Here is a 19,788-nt window from a genome sequence, read left to right on the forward strand (position 1 = left end):
GGGCTGTGGTCCCGGGCTCGGCTGCGTAGGGCGACGGGCCCCCGGCGCGCGACGTAGGACGAAAGGCCCTGGTGGGCGGCGTAGGACGAAGGGCCCCGCCGCTTTGCGGCCCGCGTCCGAGGCGGAGCGGGCGTTCCGGTTCCTACGTTGAGGGCACCGCCGATCGGAGGCGGTCCGGGACGAGGGGACGGTTGTCATGCCGGTAGCGATCATCACGGGGGCCTCGAAGGGACTGGGGCGGGCGCTCGCCGAGGCGCTGGCCGGGCGGGGCTGGGACCTGGTGCTCGACGCCAGGACGGCGGAGGTCCTCCAGGAGACGGCGGCGGGGCTTCAGGTGTACGGCACGCGCGTGACGGCCGTGCCGGGGGACGTCACGGACGCCGGGCACCGGGCCGGGCTGGTGGCCGCCGCCTGGCAGCTGGGCGGCGTCGATCTGCTGGTGAACAACGCCAGCGCACTGGGCGCCGAGCCGCTGGTACGGCTGGACGAGCTGCCCCTGGCGGGGCTGCGGCGGGCGCTGGAGGTGAACGTGGTCGCCGCGTTGGCCCTCGTCCAGGAGGCGCTGCCGCTGCTGCGGGCGTCCGGGACGGGCACGGTGATCACGGTCAGCTCGGACGCGGCCGCCGAGGCGTACGCCACCTGGGGCGGGTACGGGGCGTCGAAGGCCGCGCTGGACCATCTCGCGGCGGTGCTCGGCGAGGAGGAGCCCGGGCTGCGGGTGTGGGCGGTGGACCCCGGGGACATGGCCACGGACCTGTACGCGGCGGCCGTACCGGACGACGACGATCCGCGGCCGGCGCCGGACAGTGTGGTGCCGGCCTTCCTGCGCCTGCTGGACGAGCGCCCGGCGAGCGGCCGCCACGGGGCGCCGTCTCTGTTGGAGGGGCGGCGATGACGCTGGCGGTGACGGTGCCGGAGGAGTTGTCGGCCCGGGTGCCGGCCGAGCAGCGTGGGCCGGGGCTGGACCGGGATGCCGTACGGCTGCTGGTGTCCCGGGGCACGGAGGTGTCGCATCACGCGTTCGGCGAGCTGCCGCGGCTGCTGCGGGCCGGGGACCTGCTGGTCGTCAACACCTCGGAGACGCTGGCCGCCGCCGTGGACGGGCGGATCGGGCACGCGCGTGTGGTGGTGCACTTCTCCACGCGCGGGGACGACGGGCGGTGGGCGGTCGAGCTGCGGGATCCCGACGAGCGGGGCACCACGCGCGCGCGTGCGGGCGGGCCCACGGGGACCGAGGTGCGGCTGCCGGATGGGTTGTGGCTGGTGCTGGAGGAGCCGCTGAGCGCCGGGAGCGAGCGGCTGTGGTGGGCACGGGTGGGCGGAGCGCAGGGGGCAGGGGCCCCCTGCACGCAGAACTCACGGATCGCCGGCCCGCAGGGGGCAGGAGGCGGACCACAGGACCCGCGGGTCGCCGGCGCGCAGGACCCGCCGGGCATCGACCCTGAGGGGGCCGTCGTCCTCGGGCTGATGCGTGAGCACGGGCGGCCGATTCGCTACTCCTATACGGAGCGGGATCAGCCGTTGTCCGTTTACCAAACGGTGTTCGCGTTGCCGTCGGCCGACGGCACGGGCAGTGCGGAGATGCCGAGCGCGGCGCGGCCCTTCACGGTGCGGATGGTGACGGAGCTGGTGAGCCGGGGTGTGCAGTTCGCGCCGATCACGCTGCACACCGGGGTGGCCTCGGCCGAGGCGCACGAGCCGCCGTATCCGGAGCGGTTCGCGGTGCCGGAGTCGTCGGCCCGGCTCATCAACGCGGCGAGGGCGGGCGACGGGAGGGTCGTCGCGGTCGGGACCACGGCCGTGCGGGCCGTGGAGTCGGCGGCGGACGCCGACGGGGTCGTACGCGCGCGTGCGGGGTGGACGGACCTCGTCGTCACCCCGGAGCGCGGGGTGCGGGTGGTGGACGGGCTGCTGACCGGGCTGCACGAGCCGGAGGCCTCGCACCTGCTGATGCTGGAGGCGGTCGCGGGTCGAGCCGCTGTCGGCCGCGGCTATGAGGCGGCACTGCGAGAGCTCTACCTCTGGCACGAGTTCGGCGACGTGCATCTCATCCTCCCGTCGGAGGCTCCTCACTCAGAGCATTGCTCCAGCAACTGCCGGTGAGACTGTTACGAGGCCGATGTGAGCCCGCGCATAGGGCGCAGGTCACGTACGAAAGTCCGTAGTAGGTAGAGGCGTCCCATTTGAACGGCATAGACGGTCCTGTCTGTCCTATTTTGCCCTTCCCGGCTCCACTATCGGGGATCGTACGTCACACCTTTGCCACGCAATTTTGCGGCCGCTAAGAATTGCTCTCGTCGCTCAGCGCCGCGGGTTCCGCCCGCGGCGTTTGTGCCGGAAGCACCCGTGTCCCCCGACGGACAGCGAGCGACCTCCTGCGCTATTCGAAGAGGTCAATCTGCCATGCTCAAGAACACCAAGAACCGCGGTCCCATTCGTGCGCTGACCCAGCGGCACAAGATCGCGATCGCCGGTGTCGCCACCCTCGGCGCCGCCGCCCTCGCCTTCTCCGCCGTCCCCGGCAACGCTCAGACGACCACGGCCGAGGCCCCCACGGGCCAGGTGGCTTACAGCAATGAGCAGATCAAGGACGTCAAGGGCAGCGTCACCGACCAGCTGGCCGGCGACAAGGTGAAGGCCGAGCAGATGTCGGCCAAGCACAAGGCCGCCGTGGCTGCCGCCAAGCACCGGGCCGCGGAGGCCGCCGCCAAGCACCGGGCCCACGTGGCTGTCGTCAAGAAGCAGGCCGCCGAGGCCGCCGCCGAGAAGAAGGCCGAGGCCGCCCGCAAGGCCAAGGAGGCCGCCAGCCGGTCCGCCAAGCGCATACAGGTCAAGCCGGTCGCGGCCAAGACCTACGCCAACAACCTCGACGGCTGGATCCGTGAGGCCCTGGACATCATGAAGAAGCACAACATCCCGGGCACCTACGACGGCCTCTACCGCAACACCATGCGGGAGTCCTCGGGTAACCCGAACGCCATCAACAACTGGGACATCAACGCCCAGAACGGCGTCCCGTCGATCGGTCTGCTCCAGGTCATCAAGCCGACCTTCGACGCGTACCACGTCCCGGGTACGGCCTTCAGCCAGTACGACCCGGTCGCCAACCTCACCGCCGCCGCCAACTACGCGGCCGACCGGTACGGCTCGATCGACAACGTCAACAGCGCGTACTGATCGAGGTAGGCGCGGGCCTCTGATCCGTACGCCGAAGGGCGGCACCCTCCTGACGGGGTGCCGCCCTTCGGGCGTCGTACGACAGCGACTACTTGCGCATGACCTCGGGCTCGTGCCGGCGCAGGAAGCGGGCCACGAAGAAGCCGCAGATCACGCCGAGGGCGATCAGGGCGAGCATGTCCATGGTCCAGGCGCCGACCGTGTGCTCCCAGAGCGGGTCGTTGCTCTCGCCCTTGGCCGGCGGGCTGATCCTGTTGAAGTCCAGCGTGGCGCCCGCGGCGCCCACCGCCCAGCGCGACGGCATCAGGTACGAGAACTGGTTGACGCCGATCGAGCCGTTCAGGGCGAACAGGCAGCCGGTGAACACGACCTGGATGATCGCGAACATGACCAGCAGCGGCATCGTCTTCTCGGCCGTCTTCACCAGCGCCGAGATGATCAGGCCGAACATCATCGAGCTGAAGCCCAACGCCATGATCGGCAGCGACAGCTCCAGGAGCGTCAGCTTGCCGAGCACCAGGCCCTCGTCGGGGATCTTGCGGCTGGAGAAGCCGATGACGCCGACCATCAGGCCCTGCAGCACGGTGATCACACCGAGCACGAACACCTTGGACATCAGGTACGCGGACCGGGACAGGCCGGTCGCGCGCTCCCGCTCGTAGATGACCCGTTCCTTGATCAGCTCACGTACGGAGTTTGCGGCGCCGGCGAAGCAGGCGCCCACCGCGAGGATCAGCAGGACGGTCGTGGCCGTGCCGTTCGGGACGGGCAGGCCGGTCTTCGGGTTCACCTCCGTGTTCACCAGCAGGTCCTTGTCCGCGTCGATGAGCAGGCTCACCGCGCCGAGGACGGCCGGCAGGATCACCATCAGGGCCAGGAAGCCCTTGTCGGAGGCGATCACCGAGACATAGCGGCGCACCAGGGTGATGAACTGGGACATCCAGCCCTGGGGCTTCGGCGGCTTCATCGCCTGCATCGGAGGCATCTGTACGGACTGCGGAGCAATCGCGTCGATGTCCGCGGCGTACATCTGGTAGTGCTGCGAGCCCTTCCAGCGTCCCGCCCAGTCGTAGTCGCGGTAGTTCTCGAAGGCGGAGAAGACATCGGCCCAGGTGTCGTAGCCGAAGAAGTTCAGCGCCTCCTCGGGCGGGCCGAAGTAGGCGACCGCCCCGCCCGGGGCCATCACCAGGAGCTTGTCGCACAGCGCCAGCTCGGCCACGGAGTGGGTGACGACGAGGACCGTACGGCCGTCGTCGGCGAGGCCGCGCAGCAGCTGCATGACGTCGCGGTCCATGCCCGGGTCGAGGCCCGACGTGGGCTCGTCGAGGAAGATCAGCGACGGCTTGGTGAGCAGCTCCAGGGCCACCGAGACGCGCTTGCGCTGGCCGCCGGAGAGGGAGGTGACCTTCTTCTCCTTGTGGATGTCCAGCTTGAGTTCACGCAGCACCTCGTCGATGCGGGCCTCGCGCTCCTTGGCCGTGGTGTCGGCCGGGAAGCGGAGCTTCGCCGCGTACTTGAGGGCCTTCTTGACGGTCAGCTCCTTGTGCAGGATGTCGTCCTGCGGGACCAGACCGATGCGCTGGCGCAGCTCGGCGAACTGCTTGTAGAGGTTCCGGTTGTCGTAGAGGACGTCGCCCTGGTTGGCGGGGCGGTAGCCGGTGAGCGCCTTGAGCAGGGTCGACTTGCCGGAGCCGGACGGGCCGATCACCGCGATGAGGGACTTCTCCGGGACGCCGAAGGAGACGTCCTTGAGGATCTGCTTGCCGCCGTCGACCGTGACGGTCAGGTGGCGGGCGGAGAAGGAGACCTCACCGGTGTCGACGAACTCCTCGAGTCGGTCGCCGACGATACGGAACGTGGAGTGGCCGACGCCCACGATGTCGGTGGGGCCGAGCATCGCCGAGCCGCCCTTGGGGATCGGCTGGCCGTTGACGTACGTGCCGTTGTGCGAGCCGAGGTCGCGGATCTCCATGCGGCCGTCGGGCGTCGAGTGGAACTCGGCGTGGTGGCGGGAGACCTGGAGGTCGGAGACGACCAGTTCGTTCTCCAGGGCACGGCCGATGCGCATGACACGGCCGATGGCGAACTGGTGGAACGTGGTGGGGCTGCGGTCGCCGTAGACCGGCGGTGCCCCCGCGCCACCGCCGGGGGCCTGCTGGGCCGGGATGTGGGCCGCGGCCTGCTGGGGCTGCTGCCAGCCGGCCTGCGGGGCCTGCTGTTGCGGGACCTGCTGGGCCGGTGGCTGATGAGCCGGTGCCTGCTGGGCCGGTGCCTGCTGGGCCCAGCCGGCCTGCGCGCCCTGGGCGGCGTACGGCTGCTGCTGTGGCTGGGCCTGCGGAGAGGCGACGGCGGGTGCGGGGCCGGAGAGTTTCAGGCGCGGTCCGTCGGTCGCGTTGCCCAGGTGCACCTCCGAGCCGGGGCCGATCTCCAGGTGATGGATCCGGTGGCCCTGCACGAAGGTGCCGTTGGTGCTGCCGTGGTCCTCGAGGACCCAACTGCGGCCGCCCCAGCTGATCGTGGCGTGACGCCAGGACACTCTGGCGTCGTCGAACACGATGTCGCCCTGCGGATCGCGTCCGAGGGTGTAGGACCTGGACGGGTCGAGCGTCCAGGTCCTTCCATTCAATTCCAGTACGAGTTCCGGCACTCCATGCCCCACTGAGTAGTCCCCCGAGTTACCCCCAACACAGGGAGTCTAGGGATGTCGAACATCGTCGGGAACTATTTCAGGCTCCGCCCCCTGACTGAAAGTCGGGCCTTATGAAGAGCACGCGCGCGTGCTTCGACTGGTTCCGTTGACGGGGTTGAAACCAGCCCGGAGAGTGGTAATCCACGCGAGGGGGACATGCGCGGCGAGCCGGCCGCGGAGCGGATCGGGGGGTCTGCCATGAGCGCGTCCACGAACGTCGAGTCCGCGACGCACGGCACGCGGCTGCCGTGGGGGAACATCCTGCTGTCCGCGATCGCCACCGTGAGCTGGGCGTTGATCGGGATGGCGGGCACCGCGGCGCTGGGTCTGCATCTGCTGGAGGCGGACACAGCGAGCTCTCTGGGCCCGATGACCGCGGCGGTGGTGGCCCTTGGGGCGGGTGGTTCCGTCACACCGTCCGGGGATGTGTCCGCTTTCGGGTTGACGGGCGCGGAGGCGGCCACCGCCATCGAGATCACGCCACTCGGAGTCAGCCTGGTCGGCGCGGTCCTGCTGGCGTGGTTCTTCTTACGGTCCCTGCGGGGCGCGGGAGTTGTGATCGCGCCGACCGAACTCCTGGCGCGCGCGGGCGCGGTGGTCACGCTGTTCGTGGCGACGCTGGGCGGGCTGGCCTGGGCGGGCCACGACGTCATCACGATCGACGGGAGCTCGCTGGGGCTCGACGACCTGCCGAGCGGCGGGGGCGGCGGTGTCGAGATCCCTGGAGTGGGCGACATCGGGGACATCGGCGGGCTGCTGCCCGACCAGATCGGAGACCTCATCGACGCGAAGGCTTCGGTGGGCTTCACGGTGGACACCGTGCCGACGCTCCTCGGCGGCCTGGGCTGGTCCGCCGGCATCCTGCTGATCGCCCTGCTGGCCTCGCGCCGCACCCCGCTGCCACGCGGCTGGGAGGCCGTGCACCACGTCTTGCGGCCCGCCGTGTCCGCCCTCGTCACGGTGCTGCTCGTCGCGGTCGCGGCGGGGCTCGCGGCGGCGGCATACGCGGCGATCGGCGACGAGCACCCCAAGCGCATCGCGGGCGCCGCCCTGCTGGGTGCCCCGAACGGCGTGTGGCTCGGCATCCCCATCGGCCTGTTCGTACCGTTCGACGGCAGGGCGACGGGGGTCCTGGTCGGCCTGCTGCCGGATCCGCTGGACGACCTGCTGAACAGCGGATCCGACCAGTCCGTGACGCTGAGCGGGCTGGCGGAGCTGGACGGGCGCGTGTGGCTGCTGGGAGTCGCGGCGGCGGTGATGATGCTGCTCGCGGGGGTGCTGACCGCTGCGCGGACGCCGGTGGGGGTGGGGGCAGGCGGTGGCGCGGGGGCTGGTGCTGGGGCTGGGCTCGGGGCCGGGGCCGGGAGCCGGGGCAGGGTCGGCGGGCCCGGCGAGGTTCCGGGTTCGCGAGGCGGGGTGGCTCCCGGTGCCGGGGCGGCGTCGGGTGCGGGGCCGGCAGGTGGCTCGGGTGGTTCTTGGGGAGTACGGGCATCGGGAGCCGGGAGCGCGTCCGTCGGGGGGCCGGATTCGGGTGTCGTACGCCCGTCAGGTGGCGGCGCCTCGGGAGGGCCGGGCGTCGGAGGCGTACGGGACCCAGGGCCCTTCGGATTCGCCGGGCGGTGTGCGCTGCGGCTCGGGATCGCGACGGCGTTGACCCTGCCGTTGCTCACGTGGCTGACGGGACTGTCCGTGGACGCCTCGCTGTCGGTGCTGGGCTTCGACGCGTTCGGCGCCGGGGTGGAGCTGCGGGGGAACCTCGGCATGGCGCTGCTCCTCGGGGCGGCTTGGGGCGCGGTGGCGGGGGCCGTGGGGGCGTTGCTGGCCCGGGCGACCGGGGCGGCGGGACAGCGGGCGGCGGCGCCGGCTCTGGGCTCGGCCGTGGGTGCGAGGCCGGGTGCGGCTGCCGCGACGGCGGCGACGGGGACCGCGGGTGCCGGGGGCACGGCGGCGGAGGGTGCCGGGGCCTTGCCGTACGGGAGCCCGTCGGGGCCGTACACGCCGGGCACGCCGTACCGGCCACCGAATCCGGCGACGAATCCGTATCTGCGGGTGCCGGAGGAACTGCGTGAGCCTGAGGACGCGCGGCCGCCGGGCGGGGGGCCGCGTTCCGGGGGTGCGTGGCCGTCCGATTCCGGGAGGGCGTGGCCGTCCGATTCTCGCGGTGCGTGGCCGTCCGTCGAGGGGCGTGGAACCGATGCGAGGTCGGGGGGCGACGCGGGCTTGGGGCACCACGAGGTTCCGGGAGGCGACGCGCACTGGGACCGCGACGCGGGGCAAGGGCACAGTGCGAGGTCGGGGCGCGACGAATCACGGCGGCCCGGTGACCCGGCGTCCGGGGACCAGACTTCCGGCGATCCACCGCCCCCCGCCGGCGACGACGTGTACGGCGCGCCCACCGTCGCCCGGCCGATCGAACCGCCGCCGAGGTCGCCCCGGCCTCCCCGGCGGCGTGGGAACCGGTCGCCGTCCGGAGCGGACGAAGGACCTCCTCCTCCGCCACCGCCGCCACCGCCTCCTCCCCCGCCGCCGGGGAGGCCGAAGCGGCGCCCATGATCCGCGCCAGGGGGCCGAAGCAGCGCTCGTGATCCTTGGGCTGGTCTGACGGGCTCTGGGCTGGGCCGTGGGCTGGCCGGGGCTGGGCTGACGAGCCTCGCTGTGATCCGCCCGGGCACAGCCGCCGTACGCCCCGGAGACACCCGGCGCAACCGGAGCGAGTCGACGACCCGACTCACAGCTACCCCTGTGCCGTTTCACAGGTACCGATACGACCGTGGCCCGAATGTAAGACCCGCGCCACCCGAGCGACACCCACTGTTCCGTGTCCGCTAGACGGACCTCAGGGGCGCCAGGCACTGAGTGCCGGATACGGTGGAAGCACCATGAGCGCTTCGCAGACCTCCGACATCCCCACACTTCTCGTCAAGATCTTCGGGAAGGACAGGCCTGGCATCACGGCCGGCCTCTTCGACACGCTGGCCGCCTACTCCGTCGACGTGGTCGACATCGAGCAGGTCCTCACCCGTGGCCGGATCACGCTGTGCGCGCTCGTGACGCAGCCTCCCGCCGGGATGGAGGGGGATCTGCGGGCGACCGTCCACAGCTGGGCGGAGTCGATGAAGATGCAGGCGGAGATCATCTCCGGCCGAGGTGACAACCGGCCCCGTGGGCTCGGTCGGTCCCTCGTGACCGTGCTCGGGCACCCGCTCACCGCCGAGGCGACGGCCGCTATCGCCGCCAGGATCACCAAGTCCGGCGGCAACATCGACCGTATCTTCCGGCTCGCCAAGTACCCCGTGACAGCGGTGGAGTTCGCGGTGTCCGGCGTGGAGACCGAGCCCCTGCGCACCGCGCTGGTGACGGACGCGGCGGCACTGGGTGTCGACATCGCCGTCGTCGCGGCCGGTCTGCACCGGCGCGCGCAGCGCCTGGTCGTCATGGACGTGGACTCCACACTCATCCAGGACGAGGTGATCGAGCTCTTCGCCGCGCACGCCGGCTGCGAGGACAAGGTGGCCGAGGTGACGGCCGCCGCGATGCGCGGGGAGCTGGACTTCGAGCAGTCGCTGCACGCGCGCGTGGCGCTGCTGGAGGGGCTCGACGCCTCGGTGGTGGAGAAGGTGCGCACCGAGGTGCGGCTGACGCCGGGGGCGCGCACGCTGATCCGTACGCTGAAGCGGCTCGGCTATCAAGTGGGTGTCGTCTCGGGCGGGTTCACCCAGGTCACCGATGATCTGAAGGAGCGGCTCGGACTCGACTTCGCCCAGGCGAACACGCTGGAGATCGTCGACGGGAAGCTGACGGGCAAGGTCACCGGCGAGATCGTGGACCGGGCGGGCAAGGCGCGGCTGCTGCGCCGGTTCGCCGCCGAGGCGGGTGTGCCGCTGTCCCAGACGGTCGCGATCGGTGACGGTGCCAACGACCTCGACATGCTCAACGCGGCCGGCCTCGGCGTCGCCTTCAACGCCAAGCCGGTGGTGCGGGAGGCGGCACACACGGCCGTGAACGTGCCGTTCCTGGACACGGTCCTGTATCTGCTCGGCGTCACCCGTGAAGAGGTCGAGGCCGCGGACACGCACGACGAGGACTGAGGTGCCGCATGCGCGCCGTGTGCCGCCCACCGCACGGTGACGGCGGCTGCCACCGCGCATGTCCTGCCGACCCGGGCCTGGCGCCTGGGGCCCGCACCCGATGGCTGCATGCGCAGGGGCCCGGCACCGTGACGGTGCCGGGCCCCTGCGCATGGGTCGGTCACTCGGACGGGGCCCAGTAGTCGACGAGCGTGGCAACGCCTGGCTCCAGCGTCTTCCAGGTGCCGCTGAAGGAGAGCACGGCGAAGGCGGCGGCGGGGAAGCCGCGGCGGCTCAGCCGGTCGCGCGCGTCGCCCTCGGCCGAGCCCGACAGGATCTCGGCGAGTCCCTGTACGCCCGGGTTGTGGCCGATCAGCAGGAGGTTCTGCGCGTCGTCGGGAGTCTCGTTGAGCACGGCGATCAGCTCGCCGGGCGAAGCCTCGTAGATCCGCTCTTCGTAGATGGTTTTCGGCCGGTGCGGGAACTCGTGGACGGCGAGCTTCCAGGTCTCCCGGGTCCGGGTCGCGGTGGAGCACAGGGCCAGATCGAAGGGGATGTCGGTGTCGGCCAGCCGGCGTCCGGCCTCTGCCGCGTCCATTCGGCCCCGATCTGCGAGCGGCCGCTCGTGGTCGGTCACCTGTGGCCAGTCGGCTTTCGCATGCCGGAAGAGGACAATCCTGCGGGGTTCTGCGACGCTCATGAGTCCCAGCTTCGCATGAAACAGGCCATGGGGCGCAGGGAGTTGACGTGCGGCTTCGGCCGTGCTCAGCGCATGATCAGCTGTTGTACGCGCTCGAAGAGCTGGGTGATCGCGGGTTCGGCGGTCGCGGCGTGGGCGTCGGACGGGTTGAGTATCAGCGTCAGCAGCGTGATGAAGGCGAGTGTCGGCAGGGCGAGGGCCCACCAGGGCAGCCGGATGTCGGCACGGCCCGTGGACGCCGGGTGGGGCGGGGTGTGCGTAGGGGCCGACATGATGCCTCCGTGGGTCTTCGAGTGGTCCGTGTCCGCCTCTCGCGGTCACACTCCGAAGTTACGGAAATCCCGGCCCTCAACCCATCCGGTGATCCACCCAGTTGACCCTGACACTCACCCCCTAGGGGATGGTGGTGCTAGCCCCACCATCCGCCCGACGCGCGTCAGGGAGAGGCGATCGTCGCGATGATGCCGATGATCACGAAGATGGCGAAGAACGCGCCGAAGACGAGCAGCATCTTCTTCTGGCCGTTCTGGGGGTTCGGGTCGAGCACTGGCATACGGCCAGTCTCGCACCCCCCTCCCGCATCGAGCGCGCCGGGGTGAGGCTCAGCGGGTCGCCTCGTCCTCGACCGTGCGGTTGCGTCCCGCGAGGACGCCCACCAGCATCTGCGGGATCATCAGGCCGGTCATGAGCGCGATGGGCAGCCCCCAGCCGCCGCTGTGCTGGTAGAGCACGCCCACCAGGAGCGGACCCGGGATGGAGAGCAGATATCCGGTGCTCTGCGCGAAGGCGGACAGCTGGGCGACGCCGGCGCCCGTCCTGGCCCGCATCCCGACCATCGTGAGGGCCAGCGGAAAGGCGCAGTTGGAGACGCCGAGCAGCAGCGCCCAGGCCCAGGCACCGGCGGCCGGCGCGAAGTACAGGCCGGCGTAGCCCGCCAGACCGCAGACGCCGAGCGCGAGGGCGATCGGGCCCTGGTGCGGCAGCCGGGTGGCCACGCGCGGGATGACGAAGGCCAGCGGCACGCCCATCACCATGGTGACGGCGAGCAGCAGCCCGGCCGTGGACGCGGGCACGCCGGCGTCCCGGAAGATCTGCGGCATCCAGCCCATCGTGATGTAGGCGGCGGTCGCCTGGAGCCCGAAGAAGACGGCGAGCGCCCATGCGGTACGGCTCCGGGTGACACGCAGGGCGACGGGAGGCTCCCCGCGCGCGTGCTCCGGCCGAGCCGTCGACGGCTCGGCCGGCTCCGCGCCCCGCCGGCGTACGAACGGAATCCACGGCAGTACGGCCGCCGCGGCCAGTCCCGCCCACACCGCGAGGCCGGTCTGCCAACTGCCGCCGAGTGTCTCGGTCATGGGCACGGTCACCGCGGCCGCCGTCGCGGTCCCGAGGGCGAGGGCCATCGAGTACAGGCCGGTCATGGAGCCGACGCGGTCCGGGAACCAGTGCTTGACGATGACCGGCATCAGGACGTTGCTGACGGCGATGCCCATGAGGGCGAGGGCGCTGGCGGCCAGGAAGCCGGGGGTGCTCCCGGCGTACGGGCGCAGCAGCAGTCCGGCGGTGATGGCGGCCATGCCGGCGCACACCACCGCGCCGGGGCCGAATCGGCGGGCGAGCCGTGGGGCCATGACGCCGAAGACAGCGAAGCAGAGCGGGGGCACGGAGGTGAGTACTCCGGCCAGGCTGCCGCTCATACCGAGCCCGTCGCGGACCTCCTCGAGGAGGGCGCCGAGGCTGGTGATGGCGGGGCGGAGGTTCAGTGCGGCCAGCACGATGCCGAGTACGAGCAGCCGTGTCGTCCACGCGCGCGTGGAGGGCGTACTGGGCTCGGACGCCTCCGAAGTACGTATGGATGTCGGTGTCGTCGTCCGGGTCTCCTGGCTTGCCATGCCGCCCATCATAGAATCATGGGATGATTGGTTGTCCACCCCCGGGCCGCCCGGCCCCGGCCCTCCCGTGCGAAGGTGTGCCATGCCCCTGAGCCACCCCCGCCGTTCGGCGCTGTCCGAGCAGGTCATCGCGGCGTTGCGGAACCAGATCACCTCGGGCGAGTGGCCGGTCGGCTCCCGGATCCCGACGGAGCCGGAGCTGGTCGAGCAGCTCGGCGTGGCCCGCAACACGGTCCGCGAGGCCGTCCGCGCACTCGCGCACAACGGCCTGCTGGACATCCGCCAGGGCTCCGGCACCTATGTGGTGGCGACCAGCGAGCTGGCCGGCGTGATGCACCGCCGCTTCGCCGACGCCGACCCCCGGCACATCGCCGAGCTGCGCTCCACGCTGGAGTCGGCCGCCGCCAAGCTGGCCGCCGAGCGGCGCACGGAGAAGGACCTCAAGCAGCTGGACGCGCTGCTGGTGCGGCGCGAGGAGGCCTGGGCGTCGGGTGACGCGGAGGCGTTCGTGGCGGCCGACGCGACCTTCCACCTGGCCGTGGTGGCGGCGTCCCACAACGACGTCATGACCGCGATGTACGCGGACCTCGGCGAGGTGCTGCGGGACTGGCTGCGCGAGGACGTGGGCGAGAAGCTGACGCCGGAGACGCACATGGACCACGGGCGCCTGGTCGACGCGATCCGCGCGGGTGACGCGACGACGGCCGCGGCGGAGGCGGCCGGCTATCCGTTCCTGTGCCGTCCGGGGCGCTTCAGCTCTCCCGCCGGTGACTGACCCACACCGAGCCGACCTCTTTCCAGCAGCGGGCGGTCAGCCGCACGGTCTGCGCGGGCTCTGCGTCCACCCAGGAGCCGTCGCTGTCGATGTCCCACCAGCGGGCGCACTCGACGTGCAGGCTCACCCGGTCGGTCTCCGGATACGGGTTGTGGCAGTAGGCGGTCACGTGTGAGCCGGTGAGACGGATCCAGCACTCGGCGCCGTACGGCTCCCGGGGCTCCGTTTCAGCGGCGTGCACGCGCGCGTGGGCCATCACCTCGAGCGGCAGAGGCAGGACGAGTGCGACGGCGACGGTCGTTGAGGCCAGGCGGCGGGACAAGCGCACAAGGGGACCTCCTCGGCCGTACGGGGGAGGGGCTCGCGTGGTGAACGCGTACTTCAGAGTGTGCGTTCGCGGGTCTCCCCCGCCCGGCCGGATGGGCCGAACGGGTGACGCCCCGCTCCCCGCGCGGTGCGGGGAACGGGGCGTCGACGACGTACCGGGAAATCAGGCGCCGATGGCGTGCAGGCCGCCGTCCACGTGGATGATCTCGCCGGTGGTCTTCGGGAACCAGTCGCTCAGCAGGGCGACGATGCCGCGGCCGGCCGGCTCCGGGTCCTTGAGGTCCCACTCCAGCGGGGAGCGGCTGTCCCACACGGAGGCCAGGTCGCTGAAGCCCGGGATGGACTTGGCGGCCATCGAGCCGAGCGGGCCCGCCGAAACGAGGTTGCAGCGGATGTTCTGCTTGCCCAGGTCGCGGGCCATGTAGCGGCTGGTGGCCTCCAGGGCGGCCTTGGCCGGGCCCATCCAGTCGTACTGCGGCCAGGCGTACTGGGCGTCGAAGGTGAGGCCGACGACGGAGCCGCCGTTCTGCATCAGCGGCAGGCAGGCCATGGTCAGCGACTTCAGGGAGTACGCCGAGACGTGCATCGCCGTGGCGACCGACTCGAACGGCGTGTTGAGGAAGTTGCCGCCGAGCGCGTCCTGCGGGGCGAAGCCGATGGAGTGCACGACGCCGTCGAGACCGCCGAGCTCCTCGCCGACGATGTCGGCCAGGCGCCCGAGGTGCTCGTCGTTCGTCACGTCGAGCTCGATGACCTTGGTGGGCTTGGGGAGCTTCTTGGCGATGCGCTCGGTCAGCGTGGGCCGCGGGAAGGCGGTCAGGATGACCTCGGCGCCCTGCTCCTGGGCCAGCTTGGCGGCGTGGAAGGCGATGGAGGCCTCCGTCAGCACACCGGTGATCAGGATGCGCTTGCCCTCGAGAATTCCGCTCATGGTGATCAGTGACCCATTCCCAGTCCGCCGTCAACAGGGATGACGGCTCCAGTGATGTACGAGGCGTCGTCCGAGGCGAGGAACCGCACCGTCGCGGCGATCTCCTCCGGCTGCGCGTAACGACCGAGCGGCACCTGCTTCACGATGCCCTCACGCTGCTCGTCGGTGAGCACCTTGGTCATGTCGGTGTCGACGAAGCCGGGCGCGACGACGTTGAAGGTGATGTTGCGCGAGCCCAGCTCACGGGCGAGGGAGCGCGAGAAGCCGACCAGGGCGGCCTTGGAGGCGGCGTAGTTCGCCTGGCCGGGACCGCCGTACAGCCCGACGACCGAGGAGATGAGCACCACGCGGCCCTTCTTGGCGCGCAGCATGCCGCGGTTGGCGCGCTTGACCACCCGGAAGGTGCCGGTGAGGTTGGTGTCGATGACCGAGGTGAAGTCCTCCTCGGACATGCGCATCAGGAGCTGGTCCTTGGTGATGCCGGCGTTGGCGATCAGAACCTCGACCGGGCCGTGCTCGGCCTCGATCTCCTTGTAGGCCTGCTCCACCTGCTCGGTGTCGGTGATGTCGCACTTGACGGCGAGGAAGCCGGCCGGCGGCTCACCCGAGCGGTATGTGATCGCGACCTTGTCGCCGGCGTCGGCGAACGCGCGGGCGATGGCGAGGCCGATGCCCCGGTTGCCTCCGGTGACGAGAACCGAGCGGCTCAACGGATCACCCTTTCGATAGCGGTCTGATACCCCGCCCGAGCACCTGTGGACAGGCGGCGATGACAGGCGGCTTCTCCGAAAACCTATCGGTCGCGTCCCGCCGTCGGACATTCGGGCACCGACAGTGGCTTACGGGTGTCACTGTCGGGTCCCTACAGAAAGATGCGGACTCCAGCCGGAAACGTGTGGTCCACGGCCCCGCCCGCGCGAAATGATCGGTGCCGACAGGCCACGACAGCAGGGAGACCTCCGTGCCTCATACGATCGATGAAGCCTTCACGGCGCTTCCGCTACGCGCCCTGGCCGACGCGGCGCTGGCACGCGCGCGTGCGCTGGGTGCCGAGCATGCGGACTTCCGGTTCGAGCGGGTGCGCAGCGCGTCCTGGCGCCTGCGGGACGCCAGGCTCGCCGGGTCGTCGGACACCACCGACCTCGGGTACGCGGTGCGGGTCGTGCACGGCGGGACCTGGGGGTTCGCCTCCGGGGTGGATCTGACACTGGACGCCGCCGCCAAGGTCGCGTCGCAGGCCGTGGCGATGGCGAAACTGTCCGCCCAGGTGATCAAGGCGGCCGGGTCGGACGAGCGGGTGGAGCTCGCCGACGAGCCCGTGCACAGCGACAAGACGTGGATCTCGTCGTACGAGATCGACCCGTTCGGCGTACCCGACGAGGAGAAGTCGGGGCTGCTGGCGGACTGGAGCGCGCGGCTGCTGGCGGCGGACGGGGTCAATCACGTCGACGCCTCGCTGCTCACCGTCCACGAGAACAAGTTCTACGCCGACACCGCCGGGACCATGACCACCCAGCAGCGCGTCCGGCTGCACCCGCAGCTGACCGCCGTGTCGGTGGACGAGTCGAGCGGCGAGTTCGACTCCATGCGCACCATCGCGCCGCCCGTGGGACGCGGCTGGGAGTACCTGACGGGCACCGGCTGGGACTGGGAGAGCGAGCTGGAGCAGATCCCGGAGCTGCTCGCCGAGAAGATGCGGGCGCCGAGCGTCGAGGCGGGGCCGTACGACCTCGTCGTCGACCCCTCCAACCTGTGGCTGACCATCCACGAGTCCATCGGCCACGCCACCGAACTGGACCGTGCCCTCGGCTACGAGGCCGCCTACGCCGGCACCTCCTTCGCCACGTTCGACCAGCTCGGCAAGCTCAGGTACGGCTCGGACCTGATGAACGTCACCGGTGACCGCACCGCCGAGCACGGCCTGGCGACCATCGGGTACGACGACGAGGGCGTCGCGGGCCAGTCCTGGGACCTGGTGAAGGACGGCACGCTGGTCGGCTACCAGCTGGACCGGCGGATCGCGAAGCTGACCGGCTTCGACCGGTCCAACGGATGCGCGTTCGCCGACTCCCCCGGGCATGTGCCGGTGCAGCGCATGGCCAACGTGTCGCTGCAGCCGGATCCGGCCGGGATGTCGACCGAGGATCTGATCGGGAGCGTCGACCGCGGTATCTACGTCGTCGGCGACCGGTCCTGGTCGATCGACATGCAGCGCTACAACTTCCAGTTCACCGGGCAGCGGTTCTTCCGGATCGAGAACGGGCGGATCACCGGGCAGCTGCGGGACGTGGCCTACCAGGCGACGACGACCGACTTCTGGGGCTCGATGGCCGCTGTGGGCGGTCCGCAGACCTATGTCCTGGGTGGCGCCTTCAACTGCGGCAAGGCGCAGCCGGGGCAGGTCGCGGCGGTCTCGCACGGGTGCCCCTCGGCCCTCTTCAAGGGAGTCAACATTCTCAACACCACGCAGGAGGCCGGTCGATGAGCGCCCGTACCAACAAGCCGCACGAGATCGTCGAGCGGGCCCTGGAGCTGTCGCGGGCGGACGGGTGCGTCGTCATCGCCGACGAGCAGTCGACCGCCAACCTGCGCTGGGCGGGCAACGCGCTGACCACGAACGGCGTCACGCGCGGGCGGACGCTCACCGTCGTCGCGACGGTCGACGGCAAGGAGGGCACGGCGTCCGGGGTCGTCTCCCGGTCCGCGGTGACCGCCGACGAACTGGAACCGCTGGTCCGGGCCGCCGAGGCAGCCGCGCGCGGGGCCGGGCCCGCCGAGGACGCGCAGCCGCTGGTGACGGACGTACCGGCGTCGCCCGACTTCACGGACGCCCCGGCCGAGACGTCGTCCATCGTGTTCGCCGACTTCGCCCCGGCGCTCGGCGAGGCCTTCGCCCGCGCGCGTGCGGGCGGTCGGGAGCTGTACGGCTTCGCCAACCACGAGCTGGTGTCGACGTACCTGGGCACGTCCACAGGGCTGCGGCTGCGGCACGACCAGCCCAACGGGACGCTGGAGCTGAACGCCAAGTCGCCGGACCGTACGCGCTCGGCGTGGGCGGGGCGCTCCACGCGGGACTTCAAGGACGTGGACCCGACGGCGCTGGACGCCGAGCTGGCCGTACGCCTCGGCTGGGCCGAGCGGCGCCTGGAGCTGCCGGCGGGCCGGTACGAGACGCTGCTGCCGCCGACCGCCGTGGCCGACCTGCTGATCTACCAGTACTGGTCGGCTTCGGGACGGGACGCGGCCGAGGGCCGGACCGTGTTCTCCAAGCCGGGCGGCAGGACGCGCGTCGGCGAGAAGCTGAGCGAGCTGCCGCTGACGCTGCGCAGCGACCCGAACGAGCCGGGCCTGGAGTCCGCGCCGTTCGTGATCGCGCACTCCTCCGGAGGCGACCAGTCGGTGTTCGACAACGGTCTGCCGCTCGCGCCCACCGAGTGGCTGCGCGAGGGCGAGCTGAAGCACCTCACGACCAGTCGGCACAGCGCGGGGCTGACGGGCCTGCCCGTGGCGCCGGCCGCCGACAACCTGATCCTGGACGGCGGCGAGGACCGCTCGCTGGAGGAGATGGTCGCGAACACCGAGCGCGGGCTGCTGCTGACCTGCCTGTGGTACATCCGCGAGGTCGACCCGGCGACGCTGCTGCTCACCGGTCTGACCCGGGACGGGGTGTACCTCGTCGAGAACGGCGAGGTGACCGGCGAGGTCAACAACTTCCGGTTCAACGAGTCGCCGGTGGATCTGCTGGGACGGGCGAGCGAGGCCGGTCGTACGGAGAAGACGCTGCCCAGGGAGTGGGGCGACTACTTCACCAGGGCGGCGATGCCGGCGCTGCGCGTCCCCGATTTCAACATGAGCTCTGTCAGTCAGGGCGTATAACCTCGTAGGCGTTCCCAGTCGGGCTGTCATCCGGCTGGCCGAAGATCACTGAGGAGACACGAGAACCGTGACGGACATCGTCGACGAGCTGAAGTGGCGCGGCGTGATCGCCCTGTCCACTGACGAGGACGCATTGCGCAAGGCGCTCGCGGACGGTCCCGTCACGTTCTATTGCGGTTTCGACCCGACCGCGGCCAGCCTGCACGTCGGCCACCTGGTCCAGGTGCTCACCATGCGCCGCCTCCAGCAGGCGGGCCTGCGCCCGCTGGCGCTGGTCGGCGGCGCGACCGGCCAGATCGGCGACCCGCGCCCGACGGCGGAGCGCACGCTGAACGACCCGGAGACGGTCGCGAACTGGGTGAACCGCCTGCGCGCGCAGATCGAACCCTTCCTGTCCTTCGAGGGCGACAACGCCGCGACGATGGTCAACAACCTGGACTGGACGGCCGGCCTGTCCGCCATCGAGTTCCTGCGCGACATCGGCAAGCACTTCCGCGTCAACAAGATGCTGACCAAGGACTCGGTCGCCCGTCGGCTGCAGTCCGAAGAGGGCATCAGCTACACGGAGTTCAGCTACCAGCTGCTGCAGGGCATGGACTTCCTGGAGCTGTACCGGCGGCACGGCTGCACGCTCCAGCAGGGCGGCAGCGACCAGTGGGGCAACCTCACGGCGGGTCTGGACCTGATCCACCGGCTGGAGCCGCACGCCCATGTGCACGCTCTCGCGACGCCGCTGATGACCAAGTCGGACGGCACCAAGTTCGGCAAGACCGAGGGCGGCGCCATCTGGCTCGACCCGGAGATGACGACGCCGTACGCGTTCTACCAGTTCTGGCTGAACGCGGACGACCGGGACATCTCCACGTACATGCGCATCCTGTCCTTCAAGTCCCGTGCGGAGCTGGAGGAGCTGGAGAAGCAGACGGAGGAGCGCCCGCAGGCCCGTGCCGCGCAGCGTGCGCTGGCCGAGGAGCTGACGACGCTGGTGCACGGTGCCGACCAGACGGCCGCCGTGATCGCCGCGTCCAAGGCCCTCTTCGGCCAGGGCGAGCTGACGGAGCTGGACGACCGGACGCTGGCGGCGGCCCTCTGCGAGGTGCCGCACATCCAGGTCGAGCGGCTCGGCCAGGTCGTCGACCTCTTCGCCGAGGTCGGCCTCGTGGCCAGCAAGTCCGCGGCGCGGCGCACCGTGAAGGAGGGCGGGGCCTACGTGAACAACGTCAAGGTCGCCGGTGAGGACGCGGTGCCCGCGAAGGAGGACCTGCTGCACGGGCGGTGGCTGGTGCTGCGGCGCGGGAAGAAGAACCTGGCGGCGGTCGAGGTCACGGGCGTCTAGCCGAAGTACAGGAACCTG

17 protein-coding genes are annotated in these 19,788 nt (G+C 71.0%); 9 read left to right on the top strand and 8 right to left on the bottom strand.

Going from position 1 to position 19,788, the window contains the following annotated elements; genetic code table 11:
• Nucleotides 1–196: 196 nt before the first annotated feature.
• From EJ357_RS10305 to EJ357_RS10315, 3 genes are all read left to right on the top strand, one after another.
• Nucleotides 197–895, top strand: coding sequence for an SDR family NAD(P)-dependent oxidoreductase (locus EJ357_RS10305; RefSeq protein ID WP_126390806.1), 699 nt, complete (start codon nt 197–199; stop codon nt 893–895).
• Entirely contained in the window at nt 892–2,103 is a 1,212-nt protein-coding gene (locus tag EJ357_RS10310) for an S-adenosylmethionine:tRNA ribosyltransferase-isomerase (RefSeq protein ID WP_126390808.1), read from the top strand. The genes EJ357_RS10305 and EJ357_RS10310 overlap by 4 nt, the downstream gene beginning before the upstream one ends.
• 300 nt (nt 2,104–2,403) lie before the next feature.
• Nucleotides 2,404–3,177, top strand: a complete 774-nt coding sequence (locus EJ357_RS10315; protein ID WP_126390810.1) for a transglycosylase SLT domain-containing protein — start codon at nt 2,404–2,406, stop codon at nt 3,175–3,177.
• A gap of 88 nt (nt 3,178–3,265) precedes the next feature.
• Here EJ357_RS10315 and EJ357_RS10320 read toward each other — a convergent pair whose 3' ends face one another.
• Complete coding sequence (locus EJ357_RS10320; RefSeq protein ID WP_175647352.1) at nt 3,266–5,824, bottom strand: ABC transporter ATP-binding protein/permease; 2,559 nt, start codon at nt 5,822–5,824, stop codon at nt 3,266–3,268.
• Between the two features lie 240 nt (nt 5,825–6,064).
• On the opposite strand from EJ357_RS10320, the gene EJ357_RS48205 reads away from it, so the two are divergent.
• Together EJ357_RS48205 and serB are read left to right on the top strand one after the other, a co-directional pair.
• Entirely contained in the window at nt 6,065–8,419 is a 2,355-nt protein-coding gene (locus tag EJ357_RS48205; RefSeq protein ID WP_175647353.1) for a streptophobe family protein, read from the top strand.
• A gap of 326 nt (nt 8,420–8,745) precedes the next feature.
• Nucleotides 8,746–9,954 carry a phosphoserine phosphatase SerB gene (gene serB, locus EJ357_RS10330; protein ID WP_126390814.1) on the top strand — a complete coding sequence of 403 codons (1,209 nt, stop codon included), beginning with the start codon at nt 8,746–8,748 and terminating at the stop codon, nt 9,952–9,954.
• Between the two features lie 160 nt (nt 9,955–10,114).
• On the opposite strand, the gene EJ357_RS10335 is transcribed toward serB, so the two are convergent.
• The 4 genes from EJ357_RS10335 to EJ357_RS10350 form a co-directional block, all read right to left on the bottom strand.
• Nucleotides 10,115–10,633, bottom strand: coding sequence for a SixA phosphatase family protein (locus tag EJ357_RS10335; RefSeq protein ID WP_126390816.1), 519 nt, complete (start codon nt 10,631–10,633; stop codon nt 10,115–10,117).
• A gap of 65 nt (nt 10,634–10,698) precedes the next feature.
• The gene (locus EJ357_RS10340; RefSeq protein ID WP_126390818.1) at nt 10,699–10,905 is read right to left on the bottom strand and encodes a hypothetical protein; all 207 of its coding nucleotides are present in this window, start codon (nt 10,903–10,905) and stop codon (nt 10,699–10,701) included.
• A gap of 164 nt (nt 10,906–11,069) precedes the next feature.
• On the bottom strand, nt 11,070–11,186 hold the full coding sequence (locus tag EJ357_RS50205) for an SGM_5486 family transporter-associated protein (protein ID WP_086021381.1): 117 nt from the start codon (nt 11,184–11,186) through the stop codon (nt 11,070–11,072).
• Nucleotides 11,187–11,235: 49 nt separating this feature from the next.
• Nucleotides 11,236–12,537 carry a CynX/NimT family MFS transporter gene (locus tag EJ357_RS10350; protein WP_126390820.1) on the bottom strand — a complete coding sequence of 434 codons (1,302 nt, stop codon included), beginning with the start codon at nt 12,535–12,537 and terminating at the stop codon, nt 11,236–11,238.
• A gap of 70 nt (nt 12,538–12,607) precedes the next feature.
• Between EJ357_RS10350 and EJ357_RS10355 the strand changes: the two genes are divergently transcribed.
• Entirely contained in the window at nt 12,608–13,300 is a 693-nt protein-coding gene (locus EJ357_RS10355) for a FadR/GntR family transcriptional regulator (protein ID WP_126390822.1), read from the top strand.
• On the opposite strand, the gene EJ357_RS10360 is transcribed toward EJ357_RS10355, so the two are convergent.
• From EJ357_RS10360 to fabG, 3 genes are all read right to left on the bottom strand, one after another.
• A complete protein-coding gene (locus EJ357_RS10360; RefSeq protein WP_126390824.1) occupies nt 13,278–13,628 on the bottom strand; it encodes a hypothetical protein in 351 nt (116 codons plus the stop codon). The genes EJ357_RS10355 and EJ357_RS10360 overlap by 23 nt on opposite strands.
• Nucleotides 13,629–13,790: 162 nt before the next feature.
• Nucleotides 13,791–14,558 (bottom strand): enoyl-ACP reductase FabI, encoded by a 768-nt coding sequence (fabI, locus tag EJ357_RS10365; RefSeq protein ID WP_126390826.1) that lies wholly within the window; start codon nt 14,556–14,558, stop codon nt 13,791–13,793.
• 5 nt (nt 14,559–14,563) lie between these two features.
• Nucleotides 14,564–15,268 carry a 3-oxoacyl-[acyl-carrier-protein] reductase gene (fabG, locus tag EJ357_RS10370; protein WP_126390828.1) on the bottom strand — a complete coding sequence of 235 codons (705 nt, stop codon included), beginning with the start codon at nt 15,266–15,268 and terminating at the stop codon, nt 14,564–14,566.
• A 251-nt stretch (nt 15,269–15,519) separates the two neighbouring features.
• On the opposite strand from fabG, the gene EJ357_RS10375 reads away from it, so the two are divergent.
• The 3 genes from EJ357_RS10375 to tyrS all read left to right on the top strand — a co-directional run bounded on the left by EJ357_RS10375 (nt 15,520) and on the right by tyrS (nt 19,770).
• Nucleotides 15,520–17,043, top strand: a complete 1,524-nt coding sequence (locus tag EJ357_RS10375) for a TldD/PmbA family protein (RefSeq protein ID WP_126390831.1) — start codon at nt 15,520–15,522, stop codon at nt 17,041–17,043.
• The gene (locus EJ357_RS10380; protein WP_126390833.1) at nt 17,040–18,434 is read left to right on the top strand and encodes a metallopeptidase TldD-related protein; all 1,395 of its coding nucleotides are present in this window, start codon (nt 17,040–17,042) and stop codon (nt 18,432–18,434) included. Before EJ357_RS10375 ends, EJ357_RS10380 begins: the two co-directional genes overlap by 4 nt.
• A 67-nt stretch (nt 18,435–18,501) precedes the next feature.
• The gene (tyrS, locus tag EJ357_RS10385; RefSeq protein ID WP_126390835.1) at nt 18,502–19,770 is read left to right on the top strand and encodes a tyrosine--tRNA ligase; all 1,269 of its coding nucleotides are present in this window, start codon (nt 18,502–18,504) and stop codon (nt 19,768–19,770) included.
• Nucleotides 19,771–19,788: the final 18 nt, after the last annotated feature.

Origin of the sequence: Streptomyces cyaneochromogenes, assembly GCF_003963535.1 — a bacterium.
Taxonomy (GTDB): Bacteria; Actinomycetota; Actinomycetes; order Streptomycetales; family Streptomycetaceae; genus Streptomyces; species Streptomyces shaanxiensis.

Bases quoted from the DNA above. Each gene is read 5' to 3' on its own strand.
- EJ357_RS10305 (WP_126390806.1), top strand. From the start codon at position 197: ATGCCGGTAGCGATCATCACGGGGGCCTCGAAGGGACTGGGGCGGGCG.
- EJ357_RS10310 (WP_126390808.1), top strand. From the start codon at position 892: ATGACGCTGGCGGTGACGGTGCCGGAGGAGTTGTCGGCCCGGGTGCCG.
- EJ357_RS10315 (WP_126390810.1), top strand. From the start codon at position 2,404: ATGCTCAAGAACACCAAGAACCGCGGTCCCATTCGTGCGCTGACCCAG.
- EJ357_RS48205 (WP_175647353.1), top strand. From the start codon at position 6,065: ATGAGCGCGTCCACGAACGTCGAGTCCGCGACGCACGGCACGCGGCTG.
- serB (WP_126390814.1), top strand. From the start codon at position 8,746: ATGAGCGCTTCGCAGACCTCCGACATCCCCACACTTCTCGTCAAGATC.
- EJ357_RS10335 (WP_126390816.1), bottom strand. From the start codon at position 10,633: ATGAGCGTCGCAGAACCCCGCAGGATTGTCCTCTTCCGGCATGCGAAA.
- EJ357_RS10340 (WP_126390818.1), bottom strand. From the start codon at position 10,905: ATGTCGGCCCCTACGCACACCCCGCCCCACCCGGCGTCCACGGGCCGT.
- EJ357_RS50205 (WP_086021381.1), bottom strand. From the start codon at position 11,186: ATGCCAGTGCTCGACCCGAACCCCCAGAACGGCCAGAAGAAGATGCTG.
- EJ357_RS10350 (WP_126390820.1), bottom strand. From the start codon at position 12,537: ATGATGGGCGGCATGGCAAGCCAGGAGACCCGGACGACGACACCGACA.
- EJ357_RS10355 (WP_126390822.1), top strand. From the start codon at position 12,608: ATGCCCCTGAGCCACCCCCGCCGTTCGGCGCTGTCCGAGCAGGTCATC.
- fabI (WP_126390826.1), bottom strand. From the start codon at position 14,558: ATGAGCGGAATTCTCGAGGGCAAGCGCATCCTGATCACCGGTGTGCTG.
- EJ357_RS10380 (WP_126390833.1), top strand. From the start codon at position 17,040: ATGAGCGCCCGTACCAACAAGCCGCACGAGATCGTCGAGCGGGCCCTG.